Genomic DNA, 23,155 nt, shown 5'->3' with positions numbered 1-23,155 from the left:
TGTTCAATAGCAGGAACTGATGACTGATCCGGTTTGGGTGCCCCTGCTGCTTTCGCTGAAAGTGGCAGGCTGGGCAACGCTGTTGGCAACGGTGGCCGGTACCGCCGCGGCGTTTGGCCTGTCGCGCTGGCGCTGGCCGGGCCGCGACCTGCTGGACGCCATCCTGACCTTGCCGCTGGTGCTGCCCCCGACCGTGCTGGGCTATTACCTGCTGGTCTTGCTGGGCCGGCGCGGCGTCATCGGCGAAACGCTGGCGGGGTGGGGCATCGAATTGGTGTTCACCTGGCAAGGCGCCGTGATCGCGGCGTCCGTGGTGGCCTTTCCACTGGTGTTCAAGTCGGCGCGAGCCGCCTTCGAAAACGTGGACAGCCAACTGGAGAACGCGGCGCGCGTGCTGGGCGTCGGCGAGGCCGGGGTGTTCTTCCGCGTGACCTTGCCTTTGGCTGCCCGCGGCATCGCGGCAGGCGTGCTGCTGGCATTCGCCCGTGCGTTGGGCGAATTCGGCGCAACCCTGATGATTGCCGGCAACCTGCCGGGCCGGACCCAGACCTTGTCGGTCGCCATCTATGAAGCCGTGCAGGCTGGCGACGACCGCACCGCGAACCTGCTGGTGCTGGTCACGTCGGTGACCTGCGTCGTCGTCCTGCTGGTGGCGGGCAAGCTGGTGCCCATCGGTGCCGGCCAGCGCAACGGAGGCGGGCGATGAGCGTCAGCATCCAGGTCAATAAGCGCATGGTCTCGGGCGACCGGCATTTCGAACTGGACGTGGCATTCACGTCGTCGTCCAAGCGCATTGCCTTGTTCGGGCCGTCCGGCGCGGGCAAGAGCCTGACGTTGCGCGCCGTGGCAGGCCTGCTGCGGCCGGATGCCGGGCGCATCGACATCAACGGCCGGGTGCTGTTCGATGCGCAGGCGGGCATCTGCCTGCCTTCGCAATCCCGCCGCGTGGCGTACCTGTTTCAGGACTATGCGTTGTTCCCGCATCTGACGGTGGCGCAAAACATCGCGTTCGGCTTGCGCCGCGGCTGGCTCAATCCGCCCAAGCGCGAAGTCGGGCCAGAAGCCCGGCGTTGGGTCGACGCATTCGAGCTGGGATCCATCGTGGGCAGCTACCCGAACGAAATCTCCGGCGGGCAAAAGCAGCGCGTGGCCCTGGCTCGCGCGTTGTCGCTGCAGCCCGACATCCTGCTGCTGGACGAGCCGTTTTCCGCGCTGGATTCGCAGTTGCGCGGCAAGATGCGCCAGGAACTGAACGTTCTGCAGCGGCAACTGGACGTGCCGATGCTGTTGATCACCCACGATCCGGCGGACGTCGACGCCTTGGCCGACGAAGTCTTTGAAGTGCGCGACGGCAAGGTGCGCTGCCGCGACGAAGACCTGGGTGTCTGAAGCCGAGGCTGCGCGTTAGTCCAGCACGCCCAGGATCACGCTGGAGGCCTTGAAGATGGCCACGGCCGGCGCGCCCACGGCCAGTCCCAGGTCGGTAGCGCTTTCATTGGTGACGATGGCCACGAGCGTCGTGCCGCCCTCCATGCCGATCAGGATTTCGCTATTGACCGCGCCCGGACGCACGGCGCTGATCTTGCCCTGCAACTGGTTGCGGGCCGACAGCCGCAGGCCGGGGCCGGGCGCGCCGACGATGACGTTGGACGCCTTCACCAGCGCGATCGCTTCCTTGCCCGGCGCCAGGCCCAGTTCCGTCGTGCTTTCGCGGGTGATGGTGGCCGCGATGGTGTGGCCGCCGGCGATGCGCAGCAGGATCTCGTCGTTGACGGCTCCGGTGCGGACTTCGATGACGGTGCCCAGGAATTTATTGCGTGCACTGGTTTTCAGCATGAAACGCCTCATCAGGTCGATGTCGCCGCTGGCATCCAGGCCAGCGCGCGTCAGATTGTCCATGAACTTCCGGTGTTCTGACTCCAACGCCCGGAACGTCGCGATCAGGCGCCGTGCGCGATCGGTCAGCTGCGTACCGCCGCCGCCTTTGCCGCCGGCCGCTCGCACGACGAGGGGCTCGCCCGCCAGGTTGTTCATGGCGTCGATGGCGTCCCAGGCTCCTTTGTAGCTCATGCCCACGGCGCGTGCGGCAGCCGTGATGGAGCCTGTGGCGTCAATCTGCGCCAGCAGGTCTATGCGGTTCTTTCCGCCCCAGGTCTGGGCGCCGGAACGAAACCAGATCGAGCCGTCGAGTTCCAACATGGTCAAGTGCGTATCGGGTCAGGAGTCATTCCGGAGTGTAATGGACGCACGGGCGCGGGCAGGGGTTTTGCGGGCTGCGAATTTCAGGATGCGAATGAGATTCTGTTGAAACTTTACGGGGTTCGCGGCACTATGTTCAGGCCCTGGGCTCTCGGAGAGAACGACATGAAAGCGTTTAAAGCGTTGAAATGGGTGACGGCGGGTTCCATGACGGCATTGCTTGCCGCGTGCGCATCGGGCCCGACGGTAAAAGGCGATTACGACCATCAGGCCGATTTCGCGCAGTACCGCACGTTCGGCTACATGACGCCGCTGGGCACGGACAAGGCGGGCTACAGCAGCCTCTTGACCGAAAGGCTCAAGGACGCGACCCGCGGCCAGATGGAAATGCGCGGCTACGCCTATAGCGCGACCAATCCCGATCTGCTCGTCAACTTCAGCGCCAAACTCCAACAAAAGACGCAGGTCACTCCGGCGCCGCCGCCCATGGGGCCGTACTACGGCTACCGTTCAGGGTTCTACGGCGGCTGGCCTGGTTACGGCTGGGGCGACGACGTCTACCAGTACACTGAAGGCACCCTCAACATCGACCTCGTCGATACGCGCCGCAAGCAGCTGGTGTGGGAAGGCGTCGCCGTAGGCGAAGTCCAGAATCCCGAAACCGCCGGCTCGCCGCAAAGCGTGGACAAGGCCGTTGCCGAGATCTTCGCCAAGTATCCGTTCCGCGCGGGTGTCGCCGCGCCGCAGGTGCCGGATAAAAGCAAACGTTAGCCAGAGGTAGCTGCATGACCACTCGCCGCAAGGCCCAGTCCACAGACACCGGCGATACGCCTCCCTACGAAACCGTCGCCCTCGTGCTGCAAGGCGGGGGCGCGTTAGGGTCTTACCAGGCCGGGGTGTACCAGGGCTTGCACGAAGCGGGCATCCGGCCCAACTGGATATCCGGCATCTCCATCGGCTCGATCAACGCGGCCATCATTGCGGGTTCCCGTGAGGATGAACGTGTTGACCGGCTGCGCGGATTCTGGGAAAGCATCTGCCGTCCGGCGGGGTTTGCCTCGGTGCCGTGGGGCGACACCCTGGCGGGCATGTTCGAAGGCATTCCCTTCGGATTCGGTTCGCCAGCCATGAATGGCCAGTTGTCCGCGTTCCAGGCCCTGTTCTCCGGCCAGCCGGGCTTTTTCAAGCCGCGCTTTCCGCCGCCGTACTGGGCGCACGGCCGTGGCGCTGCCTCCACCAGCTTCTACGACACCACGCCGCTTGCCGCCACCTTGCGCGAGTTCGTGGATTTCGACCTGCTCAACAGCGGGTCGGTCCGGTCCAGCTTCGGTGTGGTGAACGTGCGTACGGGCAATTTCGCCTACTTCGACAGCCTGAAAGACAAGTTGGGCCCGGAGCACATCATGGCCTCGGGCGCCTTGCCGCCCGGCTTCCCGTCGGTGGAAATCGACGGCGAACACTATTGGGACGGCGGTGTCGTATCGAACACCCCGCTGGCGCAGGTGCTGACCACCGACAACATGCGCGACACGCTGGCCTTCCAGGTGGACTTGTGGCCGGCCCGTGGCGGGCTGCCGACCACGCTGGAAGAGGTGGCCGAGCGGCAAAAGGACATCCAGTATTCCAGCCGGACCCGCCTGGTCACCGACCAGTTGCGGCGCGTGCTGAAGCTGCGGCATGGCCTGCAGCGCCTGCTGGAACGCCTGCCCGAGAGCGAGCGCAGCGCGCCCGAGCTGGCAGAAATCCGCAAGCTGTCGCACACGCCGGCGACCAACATCATCAACCTGATCTACGAGTCCAAGCATCTCGAGCGCTTCTCCAAGGACTACGAGTTCGGCACCGAAGCCATGCGCGAGCACTGGGAATCCGGCTTGTCCGACATCCGCCGGACGCTGGCCAAGCCGAACATTCTGGCGCGTCCCACCGAAGACAGCTGCTTCGTGACGCACGACATCCACCGCAACGGCAAGCGTAGTTAGGGGCAGGGGGTAGGACTAGTCTGATATTTGAGGCATTGCGCCGCCAGACGTCGGACAACTCGGTAGGCTTTCGGGACAACCTGCAACCTTGTTCCCGGATCCCGCTGCCGCCGTGCCTGGCGCGGCGGCCCTGGTGGAGACCCGCCATGAATGCGCCTGACCCCTTGGCTTCCAACCCGATGGACTCCACCCCTTTGGCTTCCCAGCCCTTGGGCGTCCCGAACCCGGTGTCGGTGCGCGCCGGCCGACCGCGGCAGTCCGTTTCCGTCGGCCCGCCTCTCGCTCATGATTCCGAACGCGGCGACGGCTGGTGGAGCCTGCTGTACCACGGGTGGACGCTCATGGCGCCCGGCGGCGCCCGTGTCGACCTGACCGCGACGGAGCGCGCCTGCTTTCTTTGCCTGCTTCGGAACCCCCAACGGGAACTGTTGCGCGAGGAGCTGATGGCTGCGCGCAGTGCCGCCAGCAATCGCATCGGCATGCGCACCCTGAACGTCGCCATTTGCCGGCTGCGTCACAAGGTCCTGCAAACCGGCACCCGGCTGCCGCTGCACACCGTGCACGGCGTGGGCTATGTGTTCCTGGGGAATCTCAGAGAGGTTTCCAGCCGCTGAGCCTGTTACTTATTTATCCCTCCGCGCAGCGAGTCAAGGCCCGAAAGTACGTAATTTCCCCAATAACTGAGTTACATTATCGGGCTATTCACGTGTCATGATCGACGCATGGCTTATTCTGATCGCGCCTCGTTGCCGCGATTGAACCCTGCGCTGCCCTGACCCGGTCAATTGAAGCGGTTAACTACGCTACGCGGGGGTTTCAATGCGGTTTTCGCCTAAACGTGTTTCAGGTCTGGCTTTTTCCGGTGGCGTCCTCGCGCTGATATTGGCGGGATGCGGCGAAAAGCCCCAGATGAATCCCGGCATGCCCCAGGTCAGCGTCATTACCGTGCAACCCGAGCGTGCTCCCATCGTCTCCGAATTGCCGGGCCGCGTGGACGCCGTGCGCGATGCGCAGATCCGTTCGCGGGTGACCGGCATCGTCCAGAAGATCACCTTCGAGCAGGGCGGCGACGTCAAGGAAAACCAGCTGCTGTTCAAGATCGATCCGGCGCCCTATAAGGCCGCCTACGATCAGGCGACGGCACAGTTGAAGCAGGCACAGGCGAATCTGTTCAGCGCCAAGCTGCTGGCTGACCGCTACGCCCCGCTGGTCAAGGCCAACGCCGTCAGCAAGCAGGAATACGACAACGCCGTGGCGTCGTTCCGCCAGGCCGACGCCGCCGTGGCGGCCGCCAAGGCCACGCAAGACAACGCGGCCATCAACCTGGGCTACACCGACGTCACCTCGCCCATCACGGGCCGCATCGGCAAGCCGCTGGTCACCGAAGGCGCGCTGGTCGAATCCACCTCTGCCACGCAAATGGCCACGGTGCAGCAACTGGACCCGATCTACGTGGACTTCACTCAGTCCACCGCGGAGCTGGCTTCCTTGCGCCGCGCGTTCGCCAGCGGCCAGTTGCAGCAGTTGGGCAAGGACGCGGCGCGCGCGACCATCGTCCTCGAGGACGGCTCCGAATACGGCCAGCCCGGCAAGCTGCTGTTCACCGGCATTACTGTGGACCCGTCCACGGGCCAGGTGAACCTGCGCGCCGAAGTGCCCAACCCCGACGGCATCCTGCTGCCCGGCATGTACGTGCGCGTGCGCCTGGAGCAGGGCGTGGACGACAAGGCCCTGATGGTGCCGCAGCAGGCGCTGCAGCGCACGGCGGACGGCTTGCAGAGCCTGATGCTGGTCAAGGACAACAAGATCGAGCAGATTCCGGTCACCACCGGCGGCGCCATCAAGAGCAATTGGCTTGTCACCAGCGGCTTGAAGGCGGGCGACGTGGTCGTGGTGGAAGGGTTCCAGAAGGTTCGTCCGGGGGCGCCGGTGCAGGCCAGCGAGTGGAAAAAGAATGGCACGCCCGCGCCGGGTGGCCAGGCTCCCGCACAACCGGGCGCCAAGCCGGCGGAATCCGCCCCGCAACCGGGCGCCAAACCGGCAGAACCTGCGCAGCAGGACAAGGCCGCAGGCCAGAAATCTTGAGCGGCACGCGGCGCAAACGCCGCGTTCCTCTTTGGTGAGCATCGCTTTCAGAGTCAGCCCACATGCCGCAATTTTTTATTGATAGACCGATTTTCGCCTGGGTAGTCGCCCTGTTCATCCTGCTGGCCGGGGTGCTGGCGATCCCGAACATGCCGATCTCGCAGTACCCGGACGTGGCGCCGCCCGCGATCACGATCACGGCTACCTACCCCGGCGCCTCGGCCAACGAAGTCGCCGAGCAGGTCACCAGTATCATCGAAGACCAGCTAAACGGCGCCAAGGGCCTGATCTACTACGAGTCGGTCAGCGATTCCTACGGCACCTCGACCATCACCGCGACCTTCGCGCCCGGGACCAACCCGGACCTTGCGCAGGTGGACGTGCAGAACCGCGTGTCGAACGTGGTTGCGCAGTTGCCCACCGCCGTGCAGCAGCAGGGCCTGCAATATGAGCAGACCAGTACCGGCTTCCTGATGGTGGCGGCGGTGTCGTCCACCGACGGGTCGCTGGACCAGACCGCGCTGGCCGACTACATCACCCGCAACGTCAAGAACCCGGTGTCGCGCGTGCCCGGCGTGGGCCAGTTCCAGCTGTTCGCGGCGCCGCGCGCCATGCGCATTTGGGTGGATCCCGCCAAGTTGGTGGGCTTCAACCTGAGCATGTCGGAGGTCAACCAGGCGATCGCCAACCAGAACGTGGTGATCTCGGGCGGCAGCGTCGGCGCGCCTCCCAACCCGGATTCGCAGCGCATCACCGCCACGGTCACGGCCAACGGCCAACTGAGCACGGTCGAAGGCTTCGGCAAGATCGTCCTGCGGGCTAACACCGACGGTTCCTCTGTAATGCTGCGCGACGTCGCCCGCATCGAGGTCGGCGCCGACAACTACCAGTTCGGCGCCCGCCTGAACGGCAAGCCGACGGCGGCTTTCGCCATCGTGCTGTCGCCGAACGCAAACGCGCTGGCCACCGCGCAGGGCGTGCGTGACCAGATGGCGGAATTGTCCAAGTACTTCCCCGGCAACATCACGTACTCCATCCCCTACGACACCGCGCCCTACGTGAAGGTGTCCATCGAGCAGGTGTTGCATACCCTGGTCGAAGCCATGGTGCTGGTGTTCCTGGTGATGTATCTGTTCCTGCAGAACGTCCGCTATACCCTGATCCCGGCGCTGGTGGTGCCGGTGGCCATGCTGGGGGCGTTCGCGGTGATGCTGGCGCTAGGCTTCTCGATCAACGTGCTGACCATGTTTGCGATGGTGCTGGCCATCGGGATCCTGGTGGACGATGCCATCGTGGTGGTGGAGAACGTCGAGCGGATCATGTCTACGGAAGGCCTCCCACCCAAAGAGGCCACCAAGAAAGCCATGCCGCAGATCAGTGGCGCCATCATCGGCATCACGCTGGTGCTGGTGACGGTGTTCCTGCCCCTGGCCTTCATGAGCGGCTCGGTGGGCGTGATCTATCGCCAGTTCTCGATCGCGATGGCGGTGTCCATCTTCTTCTCCGCGCTGCTGGCGCTGACCTTCACCCCGGCGCTGTGCGCCACCATCCTCAAGCCGGTGGCCAAGGGACATCACGAGGACAAGAAGGGTTTCTTCGGCTGGTTCAACCGCAAGTTCGACGCCACCACCCACGGCTACCAGAACTGGGTGGCCCGTATGCTGCACAAGGGCGGCCGCATGATGCTGGCCTTCCTGGTGCTGGTCTTGCTGCTGGGCTGGCTGTACCTGCGCCTGCCGTCGTCTTTCCTGCCCGAGGAAGACCAGGGCTACGTGGTCAGCAACATCGAACTGCCCACCGGCGCTACCGCCAACCGCACGGTCGAGGTCATCGAACAGGTCGAGAAATACTTCTCCGGCGTGTCGGCGGTCGAGAACATCATCGCCGTGCAGGGCTACAGCTTCAACGGCAACGGCCTGAACGCCGCTATCGCCTTCGTCACGCTGAAGGACTTCAGCGAACGCAAGGATCACAAGGACTCCGCGGGCGCGATCGCCTTCCAGGCCTTCGAGAAGCAGCTGATGGGCATCCATGACGCACAGGTGTTCACCCTGGTGCCGCCCGCCATTTCGTCCCTGGGCAACGCCACCGGCTTCGACTTCCGCCTGCAGGATCGCGGCTCGGCGGGTTCCGCCGGCTTGGCGGCGGCCACTGGGCAGCTGATGGGCCTGGTCATGAAGAGCCCGGTGCTGTCGCAAGTGCGGATCACCGGTCTCGCGCCGGGCGCCCAGCTCAGCCTGACGATCGACCGCGACAAGGCGGCCGCGTTGGGCGTGGACTTCAACGAGGCTGCCTCGTTGATTTCCACGGCTGTCGGTTCCGCCTACCTGAGCAAGTTCCCCAACCTGGGCCGGATGCAGAACATCTGGGTGCAGGCCGACGCGCCATACCGCATGCAGCTCAATGACGTGCTGCAGCTCAATGCGCGCAACAACCAGGGCGGGATGGTGCCGCTGTCCACCTTCGTCAAGGCCGAATGGAAGCAGGGCCCGGTGCAGGTGGTGCGCTACAACAGCTACGAATCCATGCGTATCAGCGGCGATGCCGCACCGGGCTACACCACCGGCGAGGCAATGGCCGAGATGGAACGCCTGGTCGGGCAACTGCCGCAGGGCTTCGGCTACGAATGGAACGGCCTGTCCTACCAGGAACGCCAGGCCGGCAACCAGGCCCCCATCCTGATGGGCCTGTCGCTGCTGGTGGTGTTCCTGGTGCTGGCCGCCCTGTATGAAAGCTGGGCCATCCCGATCTCGGTGATGCTGGTGGTGCCTCTGGGCATGCTGGGCGCCGTGGCGCTGATCAGCGCCCTGGGCATGTCTAACGACGTGTACTTCCAGGTGGGCATGGTGACGGTGATCGGGCTGGCGGCCAAAAACGCCATCCTGATCGTGGAATTCGCCAAGGACCAGTATGCGCGGGGCATGGGCCTCTACGAGTCCGCGGTGGAAGCCGCGCGCCTGCGGTTCCGGCCGATCCTGATGACGTCGCTGGCGTTCATCCTGGGCGTGGTGCCGTTGGCCATGGCCACGGGCGCCGGCGCAGCCAGCCAGCGCGCAGTGGGTCTGGGCGTGCTGGGCGGCATGTTGGCCGCGACCCCGTTCGCCGTGATCTTCGTGCCGACGTTCTTCGTGGTGGTGCTGGGCTTGTTCAAGACCCGTCCGCGCCTGCTGGGCGCCGAGCTTCGCGTCTGGGAAGAAGAGCAGGCCGCCAAGAAGGCTGCCGGCGGCACGCCGCCCGACGCGCCTGGCGCGACCCCCACTCCCGCACAACCCAACGGTGGCCCGGAGGGCAAGGTATGAAAGCCCTGATGTTCAAACAGACCGCCTTGTCCGCCTTCGTGGCGGTGGCGCTGGCCGGCTGCTCGCTGGCCCCTGATTACAAGCGTCCCGACGCCCCGGTGACGGGCGCTTGGCCCGATCAGCCCAAGGTCCAGTACGGCGGTTACGCCAATCCGACGTCGCTGGGTTCGCAGCCTTCGACATCGGTGATGCCGCAAGACGGCACGCCCGCGGCGGATCTGGGCTGGCGCGAGTTCTTCCGCGATCCGCGCCTGCAAAGCCTGATCTCGCTGTCGCTCGTCAACAACCGCGACCTGCGCGTGGCCGTGCAGCGTGTCGAAGAGGCGCGCGCCCAGTACGGCGTGCAACGCGGCGCGCAATGGCCGAGCATTGGCGCCGGCATCCAGGGCCAGCGCCAGCATCTGCCCGGCAACATGCGGGCAGGTGGCCCCGATTCCAGCTCGATCTCCAGTTCCTATCAGGCCGGCATCGGCCTGACGACCTTCGAGATCGATCTGTTCGGCCGCTTGCGCAACCTGTCCGAGGCGGCGTATCAGCAGTACCTGTCGACCGAGCAGGCGCAAAAGAGCGTGCAGATCACGCTGGTCGGGTCGGTGGCGCAGTCGTACTTCAATCTGCGCGCCGCCGAAGTCCAGCTGGAACTGACGCAGCGCACGCTGGCCTCGCGCCAGGAGTCCTACAACCTGGTCAAGCGCCGTTTCGACGGCGGCGTGGCGTCCGAACTGGACCTGAACCAGTCCAAGACCTTGCTGGATACGGCATCGTCCGATCTGGCGCAGCTGGCCCGGGCTCGCGCGCAGGCGCTGAACGCGCTGGTGCTGCTGGTGGGCGCACCGTTGCCGGAAGACTTGCCGGCGCCGGCAACGTTCGGCCGCGACCAATTGCTGGCCACGGTGCCCTCGGGCCTGCCGTCGGACCTGCTGGAGCGCCGTCCCGACATCGTCGCAGCAGAGAACCAGCTGAAGGCGGCCAACGCCAACATCGGTGCGGCGCGCGCGGCGTTCTTCCCGACGATTTCGCTGACCGGCCTGCTGGGCGTGGCCAGCCCGTCGCTGGGCGACCTGTTCAAGGGCGGCCAGGGCTATTGGAGCTTTTCGCCGTCGATCACGACACCGCTGTTTGCGGGCGGCAGCATCCGCGAAGGCCTGAATCTGGCGAAGGCGCGCGACAATATCGCGGTGGCGCAGTACGAACAGTCCATCCAGCAGGCGTTCCGGGAAGTGTCGGACGCGCTGGCGGGCGAAGCCACGTACGGCGCGCAGCTTGACGCCCAGCGCGCGTTGCAGGATTCGTCCGCACGCACCCTGGAACTGTCGAATCTGCGCTATACCAATGGTATCGACAGCTATCTGCAGGTGCAGACCGCGCAGGTGGACTTCTTCAATGCCCAGCTTTCGCTGGTGCAAACCGGTTTGGCCGCGCTGATCAACCGCGTGGAGCTCTACAAGGCGTTGGGCGGCGGCTGGGAAGAAACCACGAAAGAACCGACCAAAGTTACGACGACTGCTCAATGATAGAACTTGGTGTAAATATCGATCACGTTGCCACGTTGCGGCAACAGCGCCATACGGCGTATCCGGACCCGGTGGCCGCCGCGCTGCGCGCGGAGGATGCCGGCGCCGACCTGATCACGCTGCATCTGCGCGAAGACCGGCGTCATATCCAGGACGCGGACGTGTATGCCATCCGTCCACTCTTGCGCACGCGCATGAATCTGGAATGCGCGATCACCGCCGAAATGCTCGAGATCGCCTGCGCGGTCAAGCCCAGCGATGTCTGCCTGGTGCCTGAAAAGCGCACGGAACTGACCACCGAAGGCGGGCTGGAAGTAGCGGGTGCGATGGGTCCGGTATCGGACGCCGTGGGGTTGCTGGCTGAAGCCGGCATCCGCGTGTCGCTGTTCATCGACCCGGACCCGGTGCAGATCGCCGCGGCGGCCAAGGCCGGCGCGACGGTGATCGAACTGCATACGGGCGCCTACGCCGAAGCCGAAGGCGACGCCGCCCAGGCCGAATTGCAACGCATCCGCCTGGCGGTCACCGAAGGGCTGCGTCATGGCCTGCGCGTGAATGCCGGACACGGCCTGCATGTGGGCAACGTGTCGCCGGTGGCGGCGATCGACGGCATTTCCGAACTGAACATCGGCCACGCCATCGTGGCGCAGGCGGTGTTCGACGGCTGGGAAAAAGCCGTGCGCGACATGAAGGCGCTGATGGTGCAGGCCCGCCTGCAAGCGCTGCGCGGCCTGTGATGACGCCCTTGGGGCACGCCCATGTCTGACACGCCCAAGCCCCCTGCGCCCGCCGGCGCCATCGCCGGCATCGGCATGGACCTCCTGCGCATCGATCGCATCGAGCGTGCGCTGGAGCGCCATGGCGACCGCTTCGCGGAAAAAATCCTGGGCGTGGAAGAATTGCAGAAGTTCCATGCGCGCCGCGCCCGGGATCCGGTGCGCGGCGTGCGTTTCCTGGCCACGCGCTTTGCCGCCAAAGAGGCGTTCTCCAAAGCGATCGGCCTGGGCATGCGCATGCCCATGACGTGGCGTCGCGTGCAGACCCTGAACGCACCCGGCGGACGCCCGGTGCTGGTGATCGCGCCCGAACTGCTGGATTGGTACAACCAGCGTTTCGGGGCGGCGCACGTCTCCATTACCGACGAATCCGACATGGCCGCCGCGTATGTGGTGGTCGAACGCAAGCCGTGAGGCCTTGCCCCTGTTAGTGTAGGGGCCTGGCATCACCTTGCCTGACATAGACACAAGGACAGCCCCATGGCCAAGAAAAAATCCAAGGCGGTCCTGCCCCCCGGCCCCGTGATGGTCGATGTGGCGGGATACACGCTGACCAAGGAAGAGAAGGCCCGCCTGCGCCATCCGCTGGTCGGCGGCGTGATCCTCTTCGCCCGCAATTTCGAAAGCCGCAAGCAGCTGACCAAGCTGACGCGCCAGATCCACAAGGCCCGCAACGCGCCGCTGCTGATCCTGGTGGACCATGAAGGCGGCCGCGTGCAGCGCTTCCGCGAGGACGGTTTCACCCCCTTGCCCGCGATGCGCGACCTGGGCGTGCTGTGGGACCGCGATCCGCTGCAGGCCATGCGCCTGGCAACCGAGGCCGGCTATGTGCTGGCCGCAGAACTGCGCGCCTGCGGCGTGGACATGAGCTTCACGCCTGTGCTGGATCTGGATTACGGCGTCAGCAAGGTGATCGGCAACCGCGCCTTCCATTCCGATGCGCGCGTGGTCACCATGCTGTCGCGCGCGCTGGTGCAGGGGCTGGCCCTGGCCGGCATGTCGGCCTGTGGCAAACACTTCCCGGGCCATGGTTTCGTGGGGGCGGATTCCCACCACGAGATCCCCGTGGACCCGCGCGGGCTGGACGAGATCCTGAAGGACGATGCCGCGCCGTACGCGTGGTTGGGCGATGCCGTGCTGCCGTCCGTGATGCCGGCGCACGTGATCTATCCCAAGGTCGACAAGCATCCGGCCGGCTTCTCCAAGCGCTGGGTGCAGGACATCCTGCGCAAGCGCCTGGGGTATGACGGCGTGGTGTTCTCGGACGACCTGACGATGGAAGGCGCGTCGGTCGCCGGCGACATCCTGGACCGCGCCAACGCCGCCCTGCGCGCCGGCTGCGACATGGTGCTGGTGTGCAACCGGCCGGACCTGGCCGACGAACTGCTGTCGCGCCTGAAGTTCGACCATGCGCCCGAATCGGTCGAACGCATCCGCCGCCTGATGCCGCGTTTCGATGCGCCCGACTGGGATACCTTGCAGGCCGAAAGCCGTTATCAGAATGCCCGACGACTTCAATCTCAAATCGTTCCTGGCTGACCTGCCGCATCTGCCGGGTGTCTACCGGCACCTGGATGCGGCCGGTGAAGTCATGTATGTCGGCAAGGCGCGCGACCTGAAGAAGCGCGTCTCGTCGTATTTCCAGAAAAACCTGGCCAGCCCCCGCATCGCCCAGATGGTGTCGAAGGTGGCCCGGCTTGAGGTGACGGTCACGCGCTCGGAAGCCGAAGCGCTGATCCTGGAAAACAACCTCATCAAGAGCCTGAAGCCGCGCTACAACATCCTGTTCCGCGACGACAAGTCTTACCCCTACCTGCTGATCACGGGCCATGAGTGGCCGCGCATTGCCTACTATCGCGGCGCGACGAACAAGCGGGGCCAGTACTTCGGGCCGTTCCCCAACGCCTGGGCCGTGCGGGAAACCATCCAGATCCTGCAGAAGGTCTTTCGGCTGCGTACCTGTGAGGACACCGTCTTCGCCAACCGCTCGCGGCCCTGTCTGCTGCATCAGATCGGGCGCTGTTCGGCGCCCTGCGTGGGCGCGATCGAAGCGTCGGAATATGAACGCGACGTGCAGCGCGCGGTGCGCTTTTTGAACGGCGAAGCCAAAGACGTGATGGGCGAGATCGAGACCCGCATGCAGCAGGCGGCGGGCGAGCTGCGCTTCGAGGAAGCCGCGGCGCTGCGCGACCAGATGGGTTCGCTTGCGCGCGTGCTGCATCAGCAGACCATGGAGAACACCAGCGGCGAAGACACCGACATCATCGCGGTGGCCGTGGCCGGCGGCAAGGTCTGCGTGAATCTCGCCATGGTGCGAGGCGGCCGCCACCTGGGCGACAAGCCGTTCTTTCCGTCGCACGCCGAGGGCGAAGCCGCGCCTCAGGTGCTGGAAGCGTTCCTGGCCCAGCACTACACCGACAACGCCATGCCCCCCGTGCTGGTCTGTTCGCACGCCTTGCCCGACCCGGACCTGATCGGCCTGCTGGTTGAGCAGGCCGGCGGACGGCCGTCCCGGATGCTGACGCGCCCGCAGGGCGCCCGCCGGTCGTGGCTGGAGCAGGCGCTGAAAAATGCCGAGATGGCGCTGGCGCGAGCCCTGACCGAATCCGGCGCCCGCGCGGGGCGCACCCTGGCGCTGGCCGAGGCGCTGGATCTGGACACCGACGAAGCCGCACTGGATGCGCTGCGCATCGAATGCTTCGACATCAGCCATACCGCCGGCGAAGCGACCCAGGCGTCCTGCGTGGTGTTCGAGCACCACGACATGCAACCGTCGCTGTATCGCCGTTACAACATTGCCGGCATCACCCCGGGCGATGATTACGCCGCGATGCGCCAGGTGCTGACGCGCCGTTTCGCCAAAGTCGCCGACGGCGATGCGCAAATGCCCGGCCTCGTCCTGATCGACGGCGGCAAGGGCCAGGTGGAAGTTGCCCGCAAGGTGTTCGTCGAATTGGGCCTGGATATCCAGACGCTGGTGGGCGTGGCCAAGGGAGAAGGGCGCAAGGTTGGCCTGGAAACCCTGGTGTTCGCCGACGAACGGCCCCCGGTCGCCCTGGGCGGCGAGTCCGCCGCGTTGATGCTGATCGCCCAGGTGCGCGACGAAGCGCACCGTTTTGCCATCACCGGCATGCGCGCGCGGCGCGCCAAGACGCGCAATGTGTCTCGGCTGGAAGAGATCGAAGGCGTGGGCGCCCGGCGGCGCCAGCGGCTGTTGGCGCGCTTTGGCGGGTTTTCAGGGGTGGCATCGGCCAGCATCGAAGACCTGGCGTCGGTGGACGGCATTTCCCAGGATTTGGCCGAACGCATCTATGAGGCCCTGCGTGGATAGCTTTCAGCCACCGGCCGGGGGGCGGCCACCGTGCCGCACCGATACAGCCAGCGTCACCCGGCTGATGTAGCATACGGACACTATGCCAATTAACGTTCCCATTATCCTGACATGGCTGCGCATCGCCATGATTCCGCTGGTGGTCGGGCTGTTCTACCTGCCCGAAAGCTGGATGTCGGTCCCCACGCGCGACACCTTTGCCGCCTGGGCGTTCATCATTGCGGCGCTGACCGACTGGTTCGACGGATGGCTGGCCCGCCGCTGGAACCAGACTTCTGCCTTCGGCGCCTTCCTGGATCCCGTCGCCGACAAGCTGATGGTGTGCGCCGCGCTGATCGTCCTGCTGGACTTGAGCCGCGTGGACGCGTTCATCTCGCTGATCATCATCGGCCGTGAAATCACCATTTCTGCGCTACGCGAATGGATGGCCAAGATCGGCGCCAGCGCCAGTGTGGCCGTGCACCGCCTGGGCAAGTTCAAGACGGCGGCCCAGATGGTGGCGATTCCCTGCCTGCTGTACAACCAGCCCGTCTACGGCATCAGCACCAAGCTGCTGGGCGACGTGCTGATCATTGTGGCGGCGGTGCTGACGGTCTGGTCTATGCTGTATTACCTGCAGCGCGCCTGGCCCGCCATCCGCGAGAAAGCGCTGTAAGCAGTCCCGCAGTATCCTGATTTCCAAACGGCGGCCCGGCTCGCGCAAGACGGCCGCCGTTACAGTTCAAGAGCGATGGCCGGCACGATCCGGCCCGGCCTTGCCGCCGCATTCGCCGCGCACACGACGCCCGGGCTGCCCGGACGTCGCCGGAGACAACCCGCGCGCCGCCTCACGGCGCGCGCCACTTGCCGCTGCCGCGGCCTTTTGCAATGAACACCGCTGCGAATACCTTGCCTTCGGACGCCGATGTCCGCCGACGCGACTGGCAGACCATCCTGCTCATCGGCGTGGCGCATGCCGCGTCGCACTTCTTCCAACTGGTGCTGCCGCTGCTCAACGTGTCGCTTGCCAACGCGTTCGGGCTGGACTTCGCCCGGGTAGGCGCGCTGGTGGCGACGTTCTACGTGGTGTCCGGCATCGGCCAGGCATCGTCGGGTTTCGTCGTCGACCGCATCGGCGCACGGCCCGTGCTGTGGTTCGGGCTGACCTGTTTCGTGCTGTCCGGCCTGCTGATCGGTTCGGCTAACGGCTACGCCATGCTGATGGCGGCGGCGGTCGTCGGCGGCATCGGCAATTCCGTCTTCCACCCGGCCGACTACTCCATCATCAACCATCGCATCACGGCGTCCCGCCTGGGCCACGCGTTCTCGGCGCACGGCCTGACGGGCAACCTGGGCTGGGCGCTGACGCCGGTGTTCATGACCACGATCATCCTGCTGGCGGACTGGCGCGTGGCGGCCTATAGCGCCGCCGGCCTGGTGGCGGTGGTGCTGCTGCTGACGGTGCTGGGCCGGAACCTGCTTGGCGGTCCCACGGGCCTGGAGACGGACGTCCAAGGCGATGCCAAGACCATCAAGTCGGCGGCCAAACCGCAAGAGGGCGTGCTGGCAACGCTGGCCACGCTGCTGTCCAAGCCGGCCTTGTGGGGCGCGTTCCTGTTCTTCGCCTGCACGTCGGTCGCGCTGTCGTCGGTGCAGAACTACACGATTCCGCTGCTGGACCAGTTGTACGGCCTGTCCGAAGTGCTGGCCAGCTCGGCGTTGTCCGGGTATATGGTGGCGTCCGCCGTGGGCATGGCCGCCGGTGGCTTCCTGGTGTCCGCCAACCCGCGCACGGAGCGCACGGTGATGGTGGCCCTGATGCTGGCAGGCCTGACGCTGGTGGTGCTGGCGCTGGGCCTGGTGCCTGCCGCGCTGGCGGCCCCGGTGGTGGGCCTGGCCGGTTTCTGCTCGGGCGTGGCCGCGCCTTCGCGCGACATGCTGATCCGCCGCGTGACGCCCAAGGGGTCGACGGGGTCGGTCTACGGGCTGGTGTATTCGGGCATGGACGTGGGGTCGGCGCTGGGGCCGCTGGCCTTCGGCATGCTGCTGGATGCCGGTTTGCGCCAAGGCCCGTGGGTGGGCGCCGGCGTGGCGTTCGCCGTGGCCGCCTTGCTGGCGCAATGGATTGCGGTGCAGGCGCGCCGCGCCGATCCCGTCATGGCAGGTGGCGTGGCCGCCCGGTCCTGATCAGGCAGCCGGCAAGCGGCACGCAAAAAAAAGCGCACCCTCGGGTGCGCTTTTTGCTTTCCAGGCTTCAGGCGTGGGCCTCGATATGCGCGGCGATCGCGCGGCCGATGTCTTCGGTGCGGGCGGTGCCGCCCAGGTCGGGCGTGCGCGGGCCGTCTTTCAGGCAATGCTCGATGGCGGCCAGGATGGCGTCGTGCGCGTCCTGGCTGCCCAGGAACTGCAGCATCAGCGCGCCCGACCAGATCATGGCGATCGGGTTGGCGATGCCTTGGCCATAGATGTCCGGCGCCGACCCGTGCACGGGTTCGAACAGCGACGGGAATTTGCGTTCCGGGTTCAGGTTCGCCGACGGCGCGATGCCGATGGTGCCGGTGCAGGCAGGGCCCAGGTCCGACAGGATGTCGCCGAACAGGTTGGATGCCACCACCACGTCGAAGCGCTGCGGCTGCAGCACGAAGCGTGCCGCCAGAATGTCGATGTGCTGCTTGTCGGTCTTGACGTCGGGGTAGTGCTTGCCCATGGCATCGGCGCGTTCGTCCCACCATGGCATGCTGATGGCGATGCCATTGCTCTTGGTGGCCACCGTCAGCTGCTTGCGTTCGCGGCGGTTGGCCAGTTCGAACGCGTAGCGCATGACGCGGTCGGTGCCGTGGCGTGTGAAGACGGATTCCTGGATGACGATTTCGCGGTCGGTGTCGGCGAACAGGCGGCCGCCCAGATTGGTGTATTCGCCTTCGGTGTTCTCTCGCACGATGAAGAAATCGATGTCGCCGGCGCGCCGGCCGGCGAGCGGGCAGGGCACGCCGTCGAACAGCCGGACATGGCGCAGGTTGATGTACTGGTCGAATTCGCGCCGGAACTTCAGCAATGACCCCCACAGCGAGATATGGTCGGGCACGGTCGCGGGCCAGCCCACGGCGCCGAAGAAGATGGCGTCGTAGCCTTGCAGCTGCGCCTTCCAGTCGGCCGGCATCATTTCGCCGTGTTCTGCGTAGTACTCGCAATTGGCCCAGGGGATGGTGTCGATTTGCAGGGCCAGGCCGAATCGCTTGGCGGCGGCGTGGACCGCGCGCAGGCCTTCGGGCATGACTTCATTGCCGATGCCGTCGCCGGCGATCGCTGCGATTTTGAAAACTTGGGACATGGGGAGCATTGCCTGAGGGAGGGAGAACAAGATGGGCCATGGTAGGCGCGAGGCCCAGGCATTTACAATGGGCCTTACTGTGAATTGACTGTGCACATATCGTGAATAATGATCTGCTGCCCGCCGACCTGCGCGTGTTCAACGCCGTCGCGCGCGCCTCCAGCTTCTCCAAGGCGGCCGAAGGCCTGGGCATGTCGCCCGCCTATGTCACCAAGCGCATCCGGCTGATGGAGGAAAGCCTGGGCACCAAGCTGTTTCACCGCACCACGCGGCGCGTGGTTATCAGCGAGGCCGGCGAACGCGTCTATCACTGGGCGCAGCGCGTGCTGGACGACATGGACCATCTGGTCGAAGAGGTCAGCGTCACGCGGCGTGAACCGCGCGGCCTGTTGCGCGTATGCAGCAGTTTCGGCTTCGGCCGGCGGGTGGTGGCGCCGGCGCTGTCGGCGTTCGTGGGCCAGCATCCCGCGATGCAAGTGCGCTTTGATATCGCCGACCGCTTGATCGACGTGGCGGCGGAAGGCTACGACCTGGACGTGCGGGTCGGCGACGACATCGCGCCGCACGTGATCGCACGCAAGATCGCCAGCAACCATCGCGTGCTGTGCGCGGCGCCTGCCTACCTTGCTGAACGCGGCATGCCGCGCACGCTGGCCGAGCTGCCCGCGCACGACTGCCTGGTCATCAAGGAACGCGACCATCCCTTCGGCGTATGGCGGGTGCATCGCGGGCGTCAGGCGCACACGGTAAAAGTCCGCGGCCCCTTGTCCGCCAACAACGGTGAAATGGTGGTGCAGTGGGCGGTGGATGGCCGGGGCATCATCCTGCGTTCGATGTGGGATGTCGGGCCGCTGATCGCCGAGGGCAAGCTCGTGCAGGTGCTGCCGCAGTACCGCCAGGAAGCGAACGTGTGGGCGGTGTATCCCACCCGCTTGAACGCGTCGGCCAAGGTCCGGGCGTGTGTGGACTTCCTGGAAGCGCACCTGCGCACCCAGGCGCCGCTCGACTGATCCGTACCGCCAACTGATCCGCCAGTTGCGGCATATCAAGCCGGCTTCGCATCCCTCGCGCGCCCGCCGCGGTGGTTGACGCGCCGCAAGGCCGGGCGCGATCCCTCCCGATGTAATAACCATAAATAAGTGGTGGTTATTCAACAGGAGAAAGCACATGAGAAAGCAGAGTGCGTTGCTGGCGGCGGGCGTGGTTCTTGGGCTGTGGACGGGCCACGCGATGGGCAACCCCCGGCAGGAACCGATTTCCCCGATCGAGGCAGCCGTGGTGAAGGACCCCGCCAAGGTAGAGCTGGGCAAGAAGCTGTTCTTCGATCCGCGCCTGTCGCGCTCGGGCGCAATTTCCTGTAATTCCTGCCACAACCTGGGCATGGGCGGCTCCGACAACCTGAAGGCGTCCATCGGCCACAAGTGGCAGCAAGGGTCGATCAATTCGCCCACGGTGCTCAATTCCAGCCTGAACATCGCGCAGTTCTGGGATGGCCGTGCCAAGGACCTGCGCGAGCAGGCTGGCGGCCCGATCGCCAACCCGATGGAAATGGCGTCCTCGCACGAATTGGCCGTGCAGGTGCTGAATTCGATTCCGGGCTACCGCGCGGAGTTCAAGCAGGTCTTCGGCAAGGACGGCATCACGATCGATGAGGTGACAGGCGCATTGGCCGCCTTCGAGGAAACGCTGGTGACACCGAACTCGCGTTTCGACCAGTGGCTCAAGGGCGATGACCGCGCCCTGACGGTCAAGGAACTGGCGGGCTACACGCTCTTCAAGAACAGCGGCTGCGTCGCCTGCCACAACGGCGTGGCGGTGGGCGGCAATTCATTCCAGAAGATGGGGCTGATCGAGCCCTACAAGACCGACAACAAGGCAGAGGGTCGCGCCGGGGTGACGGGAAAGGACGCCGACCGCTTCAACTTCAAGGTGCCGACGCTGCGCAACGTGGCGCTGACCTATCCGTACTTCCATGACGGCGAGGCCGCCACGCTGACGCAGGCGGTGGATGTGATGGGCCGCCTGCAATTGGGACGCAAGTTCACGCCGGAAGAGAACGCGGACATCGTCGCGTTCCTGAAGACGCTGACCGGCGACCAGCCGGTGATCCAGTACCCGGTGCTGCCGCCGTCCGAAGACGGCACGCCCCGGCCCGAGCCCTTCATGAAGTAGGGCGGGCGGGGCTGGCGCGCTTATTGGCGGACGGTGCGCACGTCCGCCGGGGGCGCGGTTTCGAAATTGCTGCGCCACGGGTTGATGTCGAGCCCGCCGCGGCGCGTGTAGCGCGCGTAGACCGTCAATTGCTCGGGCGCGCAGGCCTGCATGATGTCGCTGAAGATGCGTTCGACGCAGTGCTCGTGGAATTCCGCATGCTGGCGGAACGACACCACATAGCGCAGCAGCGATTCGCGGTCGATGGGCGCGCCGCGGTAGCGGATCTGCACGCTGGCCCAGTCAGGCTGCCCGGTGACCGGGCAGTTCGACTTCAGCAGGCGCGACGCCAGCGTTTCTTCGACCACGTCCCCGGGGCGGGTGCGCAGCACTTGCGGCGCGGGCTCGTAGGTATCGATCTCGATGTCCAGCTTGTCGATATAGATGCCGTCCATTTCGCCCATGCGCAATTCGGAAAAGCGCTGCGGCAGGAAGAAGTCCAGGCCCACGGGGGCACCGGCGGCGGCGCTCAGGTCGCGTTCCAGGCGGCCGCGCAGGGCCGCCGAATTGACCAGGCGCGTCTGGTTGAACGAGTTCAGGTAGAGCTTGAACGACTTGGACTCGATGATGTTGGGGCTGTCGGCCGGCACCGAGAAGGTGGCCATGGCCACGCGCGGCTTGCCCTTGGCGTCCAGCCACGAGAGCTCGTAGGCATTCCACAGGTCCACGCCCGTAAAAGGCAGGTTGCCGGCGTTCAGATTGAGCGCCGCGCGGTTGTGCGAACGCGCGATGGGGAAAAGCAGCGAAGGATCGTATTGCGAGGCGTAGGCCACGCTCTGGCCCAGCGGGCCGTGAGACAGGGTCATGGCGGAATCAAGGAATCAGCGGGAATGGGGGGATTGTAGGCGGTCCGAAAACCGGCGATTTTTCGTATTGTGAAATGTAAGTCTCGTCATGTGAAAGTTCCTGCTGCTGTGCAACGAGCGCCCATTTCACAGATGACAATATCGTTCCATAATGCGAAACGTCGAATATAAGATGATGATTTTAAAGAAAAACATTTTTCATCTTCTATAAGACACAAGCCTGCATTGCTCCGCAGCAGAGGCATAGACTTTGTCCAACGATTCACGCAATGCAAGACGCGAATCTTTTGAAGTCTTCTCATCACTGACCAGGAGCATCACCATGAGCACTCGCGAAACCGAAATCCGCAATTTGCAGAAAGACTGGGCTGAAAACTCCCGCTGGCAGGGCATCAAGCGCGACTACAGCGCTGAAGATGTCATCCGCCTGCGCGGTTCGATCAGCGTGCAGCACACGCTGGCCCAGCGCGGCGCCACCCGTCTGTGGGAACAACTGCATAGCGAGCCTTTCGTGAATTCGCTGGGCGCCCTGACCGGCAACCAGGCCATGCAGCAGGTCAAGGCCGGCCTGAAGGCAATCTACCTGTCGGGCTGGCAGGTCGCCGGCGACGCCAACCTGGCCGGCGAAATGTATCCCGACCAGTCGCTGTACCCCGCGAATTCGGTGCCGCAAGTGGTCCGCCGCATCAACAACTCGCTGGCCCGTTGCGACCAGATCCAATGGATGGAAGGCAAGAACCCGGGCGACGAAGGCTACATCGACTACTTCGCGCCTATCGTCGCCGACGCTGAAGCCGGTTTCGGCGGCGTGCTGAACGCCTTCGAACTGATGAAGTCCATGATCGACGCCGGCGCGGCGGGCGTGCACTTCGAAGACCAGTTGGCGTCGGTGAAGAAGTGCGGCCACATGGGCGGCAAGGTGCTGGTGCCCACCCGCGAGGCCGTGGCCAAGCTGGTGTCGGCCCGCCTGGCGGCAGACACGATGGGTACGCCCACGCTGCTGCTGGCCCGTACCGACGCCGATGCGGCGGATCTGGTCACCAGCGACGTCGACGACAACGACCGCCCGTTCATCACCGGTGAACGTACGGTTGAAGGTTTCTTCCGCACCAAGGCCGGCATCGACCAGGCGATCTCGCGTGGTCTGGCCTATGCGCCTTATGCTGACTTGATCTGGTGCGAAACGTCCACGCCCAACCTGGAATACGCCCGCAAGTTTGCGGACGCCATTCATCGCCAATTCCCGGGCAAGCTGCTGGCGTACAACTGCTCGCCGTCGTTCAACTGGAAGAAGAACCTGGATGACGCCACGATCGCCAAGTTCCAGCGCGAGCTGGGCGCCATGGGCTACAAGTTCCAGTTCATCACGCTGGCCGGCTTCCACTCGCTGAACTACGGCATGTTCGAGCTGGCCCACGGCTACGCCCGCCGCCAGATGAGCGCTTTCGTGGAACTGCAGCAGAAGGAATTCGCCGCCGCCGAACTGGGCTTCACCGCCGTGAAGCACCAGCGCGAAGTGGGCACCGGTTACTTCGACGCCGTCACGCAGACGATCGAAGGCGGCCAGTCTTCGACCACCGCGCTGACCGGCTCGACGGAAGAGGCCCAGTTCGAACACGGCAAGACGCAGAAGGCGGCCTGATCG

20 protein-coding genes are annotated in these 23,155 nt (G+C 65.3%); 17 read left to right on the top strand and 3 right to left on the bottom strand.

All coding sequences use genetic code 11. The features are described from left to right. Positions 1-19 precede the first annotated feature (19 nt). Complete coding sequence (modB, locus tag AC27VE_RS14420) at positions 20-706, top strand: molybdate ABC transporter permease subunit (RefSeq protein ID WP_006225661.1); 687 nt, start codon at positions 20-22, stop codon at positions 704-706. Next, the gene (locus AC27VE_RS14415) at positions 703-1,389 is read left to right on the top strand and encodes an ATP-binding cassette domain-containing protein (RefSeq protein WP_488704246.1); all 687 of its coding nucleotides are present in this window, start codon (positions 703-705) and stop codon (positions 1,387-1,389) included. Before modB ends, AC27VE_RS14415 begins: the two co-directional genes overlap by 4 nt. Before the next feature lie 15 nt (positions 1,390-1,404). On the opposite strand, the gene AC27VE_RS14410 is transcribed toward AC27VE_RS14415, so the two are convergent. Further along, positions 1,405-2,199: a TOBE domain-containing protein gene (locus tag AC27VE_RS14410; protein ID WP_488704245.1), complete on the bottom strand. Its 795-nt coding sequence runs from the start codon at positions 2,197-2,199 to the stop codon at positions 1,405-1,407. A 165-nt stretch (positions 2,200-2,364) separates the two neighbouring features. Here AC27VE_RS14410 and AC27VE_RS14405 point away from each other — a divergent pair, with 165 nt between their 5' ends. The 12 genes from AC27VE_RS14405 (at position 2,365) to AC27VE_RS14350 (ending at position 17,349) form a co-directional block, all read left to right on the top strand. After that, positions 2,365-2,970 (top strand): DUF4136 domain-containing protein, encoded by a 606-nt coding sequence (locus AC27VE_RS14405; RefSeq protein ID WP_427962501.1) that lies wholly within the window; start codon positions 2,365-2,367, stop codon positions 2,968-2,970. A gap of 14 nt (positions 2,971-2,984) precedes the next feature. After that, on the top strand, positions 2,985-4,178 hold the full coding sequence (locus AC27VE_RS14400; RefSeq protein WP_488704244.1) for a DUF3734 domain-containing protein: 1,194 nt from the start codon (positions 2,985-2,987) through the stop codon (positions 4,176-4,178). Between the two features lie 146 nt (positions 4,179-4,324). Continuing rightward, positions 4,325-4,792 carry a winged helix-turn-helix domain-containing protein gene (locus tag AC27VE_RS14395; protein ID WP_488704243.1) on the top strand — a complete coding sequence of 156 codons (468 nt, stop codon included), beginning with the start codon at positions 4,325-4,327 and terminating at the stop codon, positions 4,790-4,792. A 205-nt stretch (positions 4,793-4,997) separates the two neighbouring features. Further along, positions 4,998-6,263: an efflux RND transporter periplasmic adaptor subunit gene (locus tag AC27VE_RS14390; protein WP_315135419.1), complete on the top strand. Its 1,266-nt coding sequence runs from the start codon at positions 4,998-5,000 to the stop codon at positions 6,261-6,263. 62 nt (positions 6,264-6,325) lie between these two features. After that, positions 6,326-9,562 (top strand): efflux RND transporter permease subunit, encoded by a 3,237-nt coding sequence (locus tag AC27VE_RS14385; protein WP_488704242.1) that lies wholly within the window; start codon positions 6,326-6,328, stop codon positions 9,560-9,562. Then, complete coding sequence (locus AC27VE_RS14380; protein WP_006225669.1) at positions 9,559-11,076, top strand: efflux transporter outer membrane subunit; 1,518 nt, start codon at positions 9,559-9,561, stop codon at positions 11,074-11,076. Before AC27VE_RS14385 ends, AC27VE_RS14380 begins: the two co-directional genes overlap by 4 nt. Next, complete coding sequence (locus AC27VE_RS14375) at positions 11,073-11,813, top strand: pyridoxine 5'-phosphate synthase (RefSeq protein ID WP_006225670.1); 741 nt, start codon at positions 11,073-11,075, stop codon at positions 11,811-11,813. Before AC27VE_RS14380 ends, AC27VE_RS14375 begins: the two co-directional genes overlap by 4 nt. A gap of 21 nt (positions 11,814-11,834) precedes the next feature. After that, entirely contained in the window at positions 11,835-12,266 is a 432-nt protein-coding gene (acpS, locus tag AC27VE_RS14370; protein ID WP_006225671.1) for a holo-ACP synthase, read from the top strand. 66 nt (positions 12,267-12,332) lie between these two features. After that, entirely contained in the window at positions 12,333-13,391 is a 1,059-nt protein-coding gene (gene nagZ, locus AC27VE_RS14365; RefSeq protein WP_488704241.1) for a beta-N-acetylhexosaminidase, read from the top strand. Continuing rightward, positions 13,354-15,183 carry an excinuclease ABC subunit UvrC gene (uvrC, locus tag AC27VE_RS14360; protein WP_088588982.1) on the top strand — a complete coding sequence of 610 codons (1,830 nt, stop codon included), beginning with the start codon at positions 13,354-13,356 and terminating at the stop codon, positions 15,181-15,183. Before nagZ ends, uvrC begins: the two co-directional genes overlap by 38 nt. Positions 15,184-15,265: 82 nt before the next feature. After that, on the top strand, positions 15,266-15,838 hold the full coding sequence (gene pgsA, locus AC27VE_RS14355) for a CDP-diacylglycerol--glycerol-3-phosphate 3-phosphatidyltransferase (protein ID WP_006225674.1): 573 nt from the start codon (positions 15,266-15,268) through the stop codon (positions 15,836-15,838). Positions 15,839-16,050: 212 nt separating this feature from the next. Continuing rightward, positions 16,051-17,349, top strand: a complete 1,299-nt coding sequence (locus tag AC27VE_RS14350) for an MFS transporter (RefSeq protein WP_488704240.1) — start codon at positions 16,051-16,053, stop codon at positions 17,347-17,349. 67 nt (positions 17,350-17,416) lie between these two features. On the opposite strand, the gene AC27VE_RS14345 is transcribed toward AC27VE_RS14350, so the two are convergent. Then, on the bottom strand, positions 17,417-18,493 hold the full coding sequence (locus AC27VE_RS14345) for a tartrate dehydrogenase (protein ID WP_488704239.1): 1,077 nt from the start codon (positions 18,491-18,493) through the stop codon (positions 17,417-17,419). 101 nt (positions 18,494-18,594) lie between these two features. Between AC27VE_RS14345 and AC27VE_RS14340 the strand changes: the two genes are divergently transcribed. Both AC27VE_RS14340 and AC27VE_RS14335 read left to right on the top strand, forming a co-directional pair. Then, the gene (locus tag AC27VE_RS14340) at positions 18,595-19,503 is read left to right on the top strand and encodes a LysR substrate-binding domain-containing protein (RefSeq protein WP_488704238.1); all 909 of its coding nucleotides are present in this window, start codon (positions 18,595-18,597) and stop codon (positions 19,501-19,503) included. Between the two features lie 157 nt (positions 19,504-19,660). After that, on the top strand, positions 19,661-20,665 hold the full coding sequence (locus tag AC27VE_RS14335; protein ID WP_488704237.1) for a cytochrome-c peroxidase: 1,005 nt from the start codon (positions 19,661-19,663) through the stop codon (positions 20,663-20,665). 20 nt (positions 20,666-20,685) lie between these two features. Here AC27VE_RS14335 and queF read toward each other — a convergent pair whose 3' ends face one another. Further along, a complete protein-coding gene (queF, locus tag AC27VE_RS14330) occupies positions 20,686-21,510 on the bottom strand; it encodes an NADPH-dependent 7-cyano-7-deazaguanine reductase QueF (protein WP_006225679.1) in 825 nt (274 codons plus the stop codon). A gap of 322 nt (positions 21,511-21,832) precedes the next feature. Between queF and aceA the strand changes: the two genes are divergently transcribed. Then, on the top strand, positions 21,833-23,152 hold the full coding sequence (gene aceA / locus AC27VE_RS14325; RefSeq protein WP_488704236.1) for an isocitrate lyase: 1,320 nt from the start codon (positions 21,833-21,835) through the stop codon (positions 23,150-23,152). Positions 23,153-23,155: the final 3 nt, after the last annotated feature.

Source organism: Achromobacter sp. 18P8.1.1 (assembly GCF_057799415.1).
Note: the sequence above shows the minus strand (reverse complement) of the source record. Positions and strands in the feature narration are given on the sequence as shown.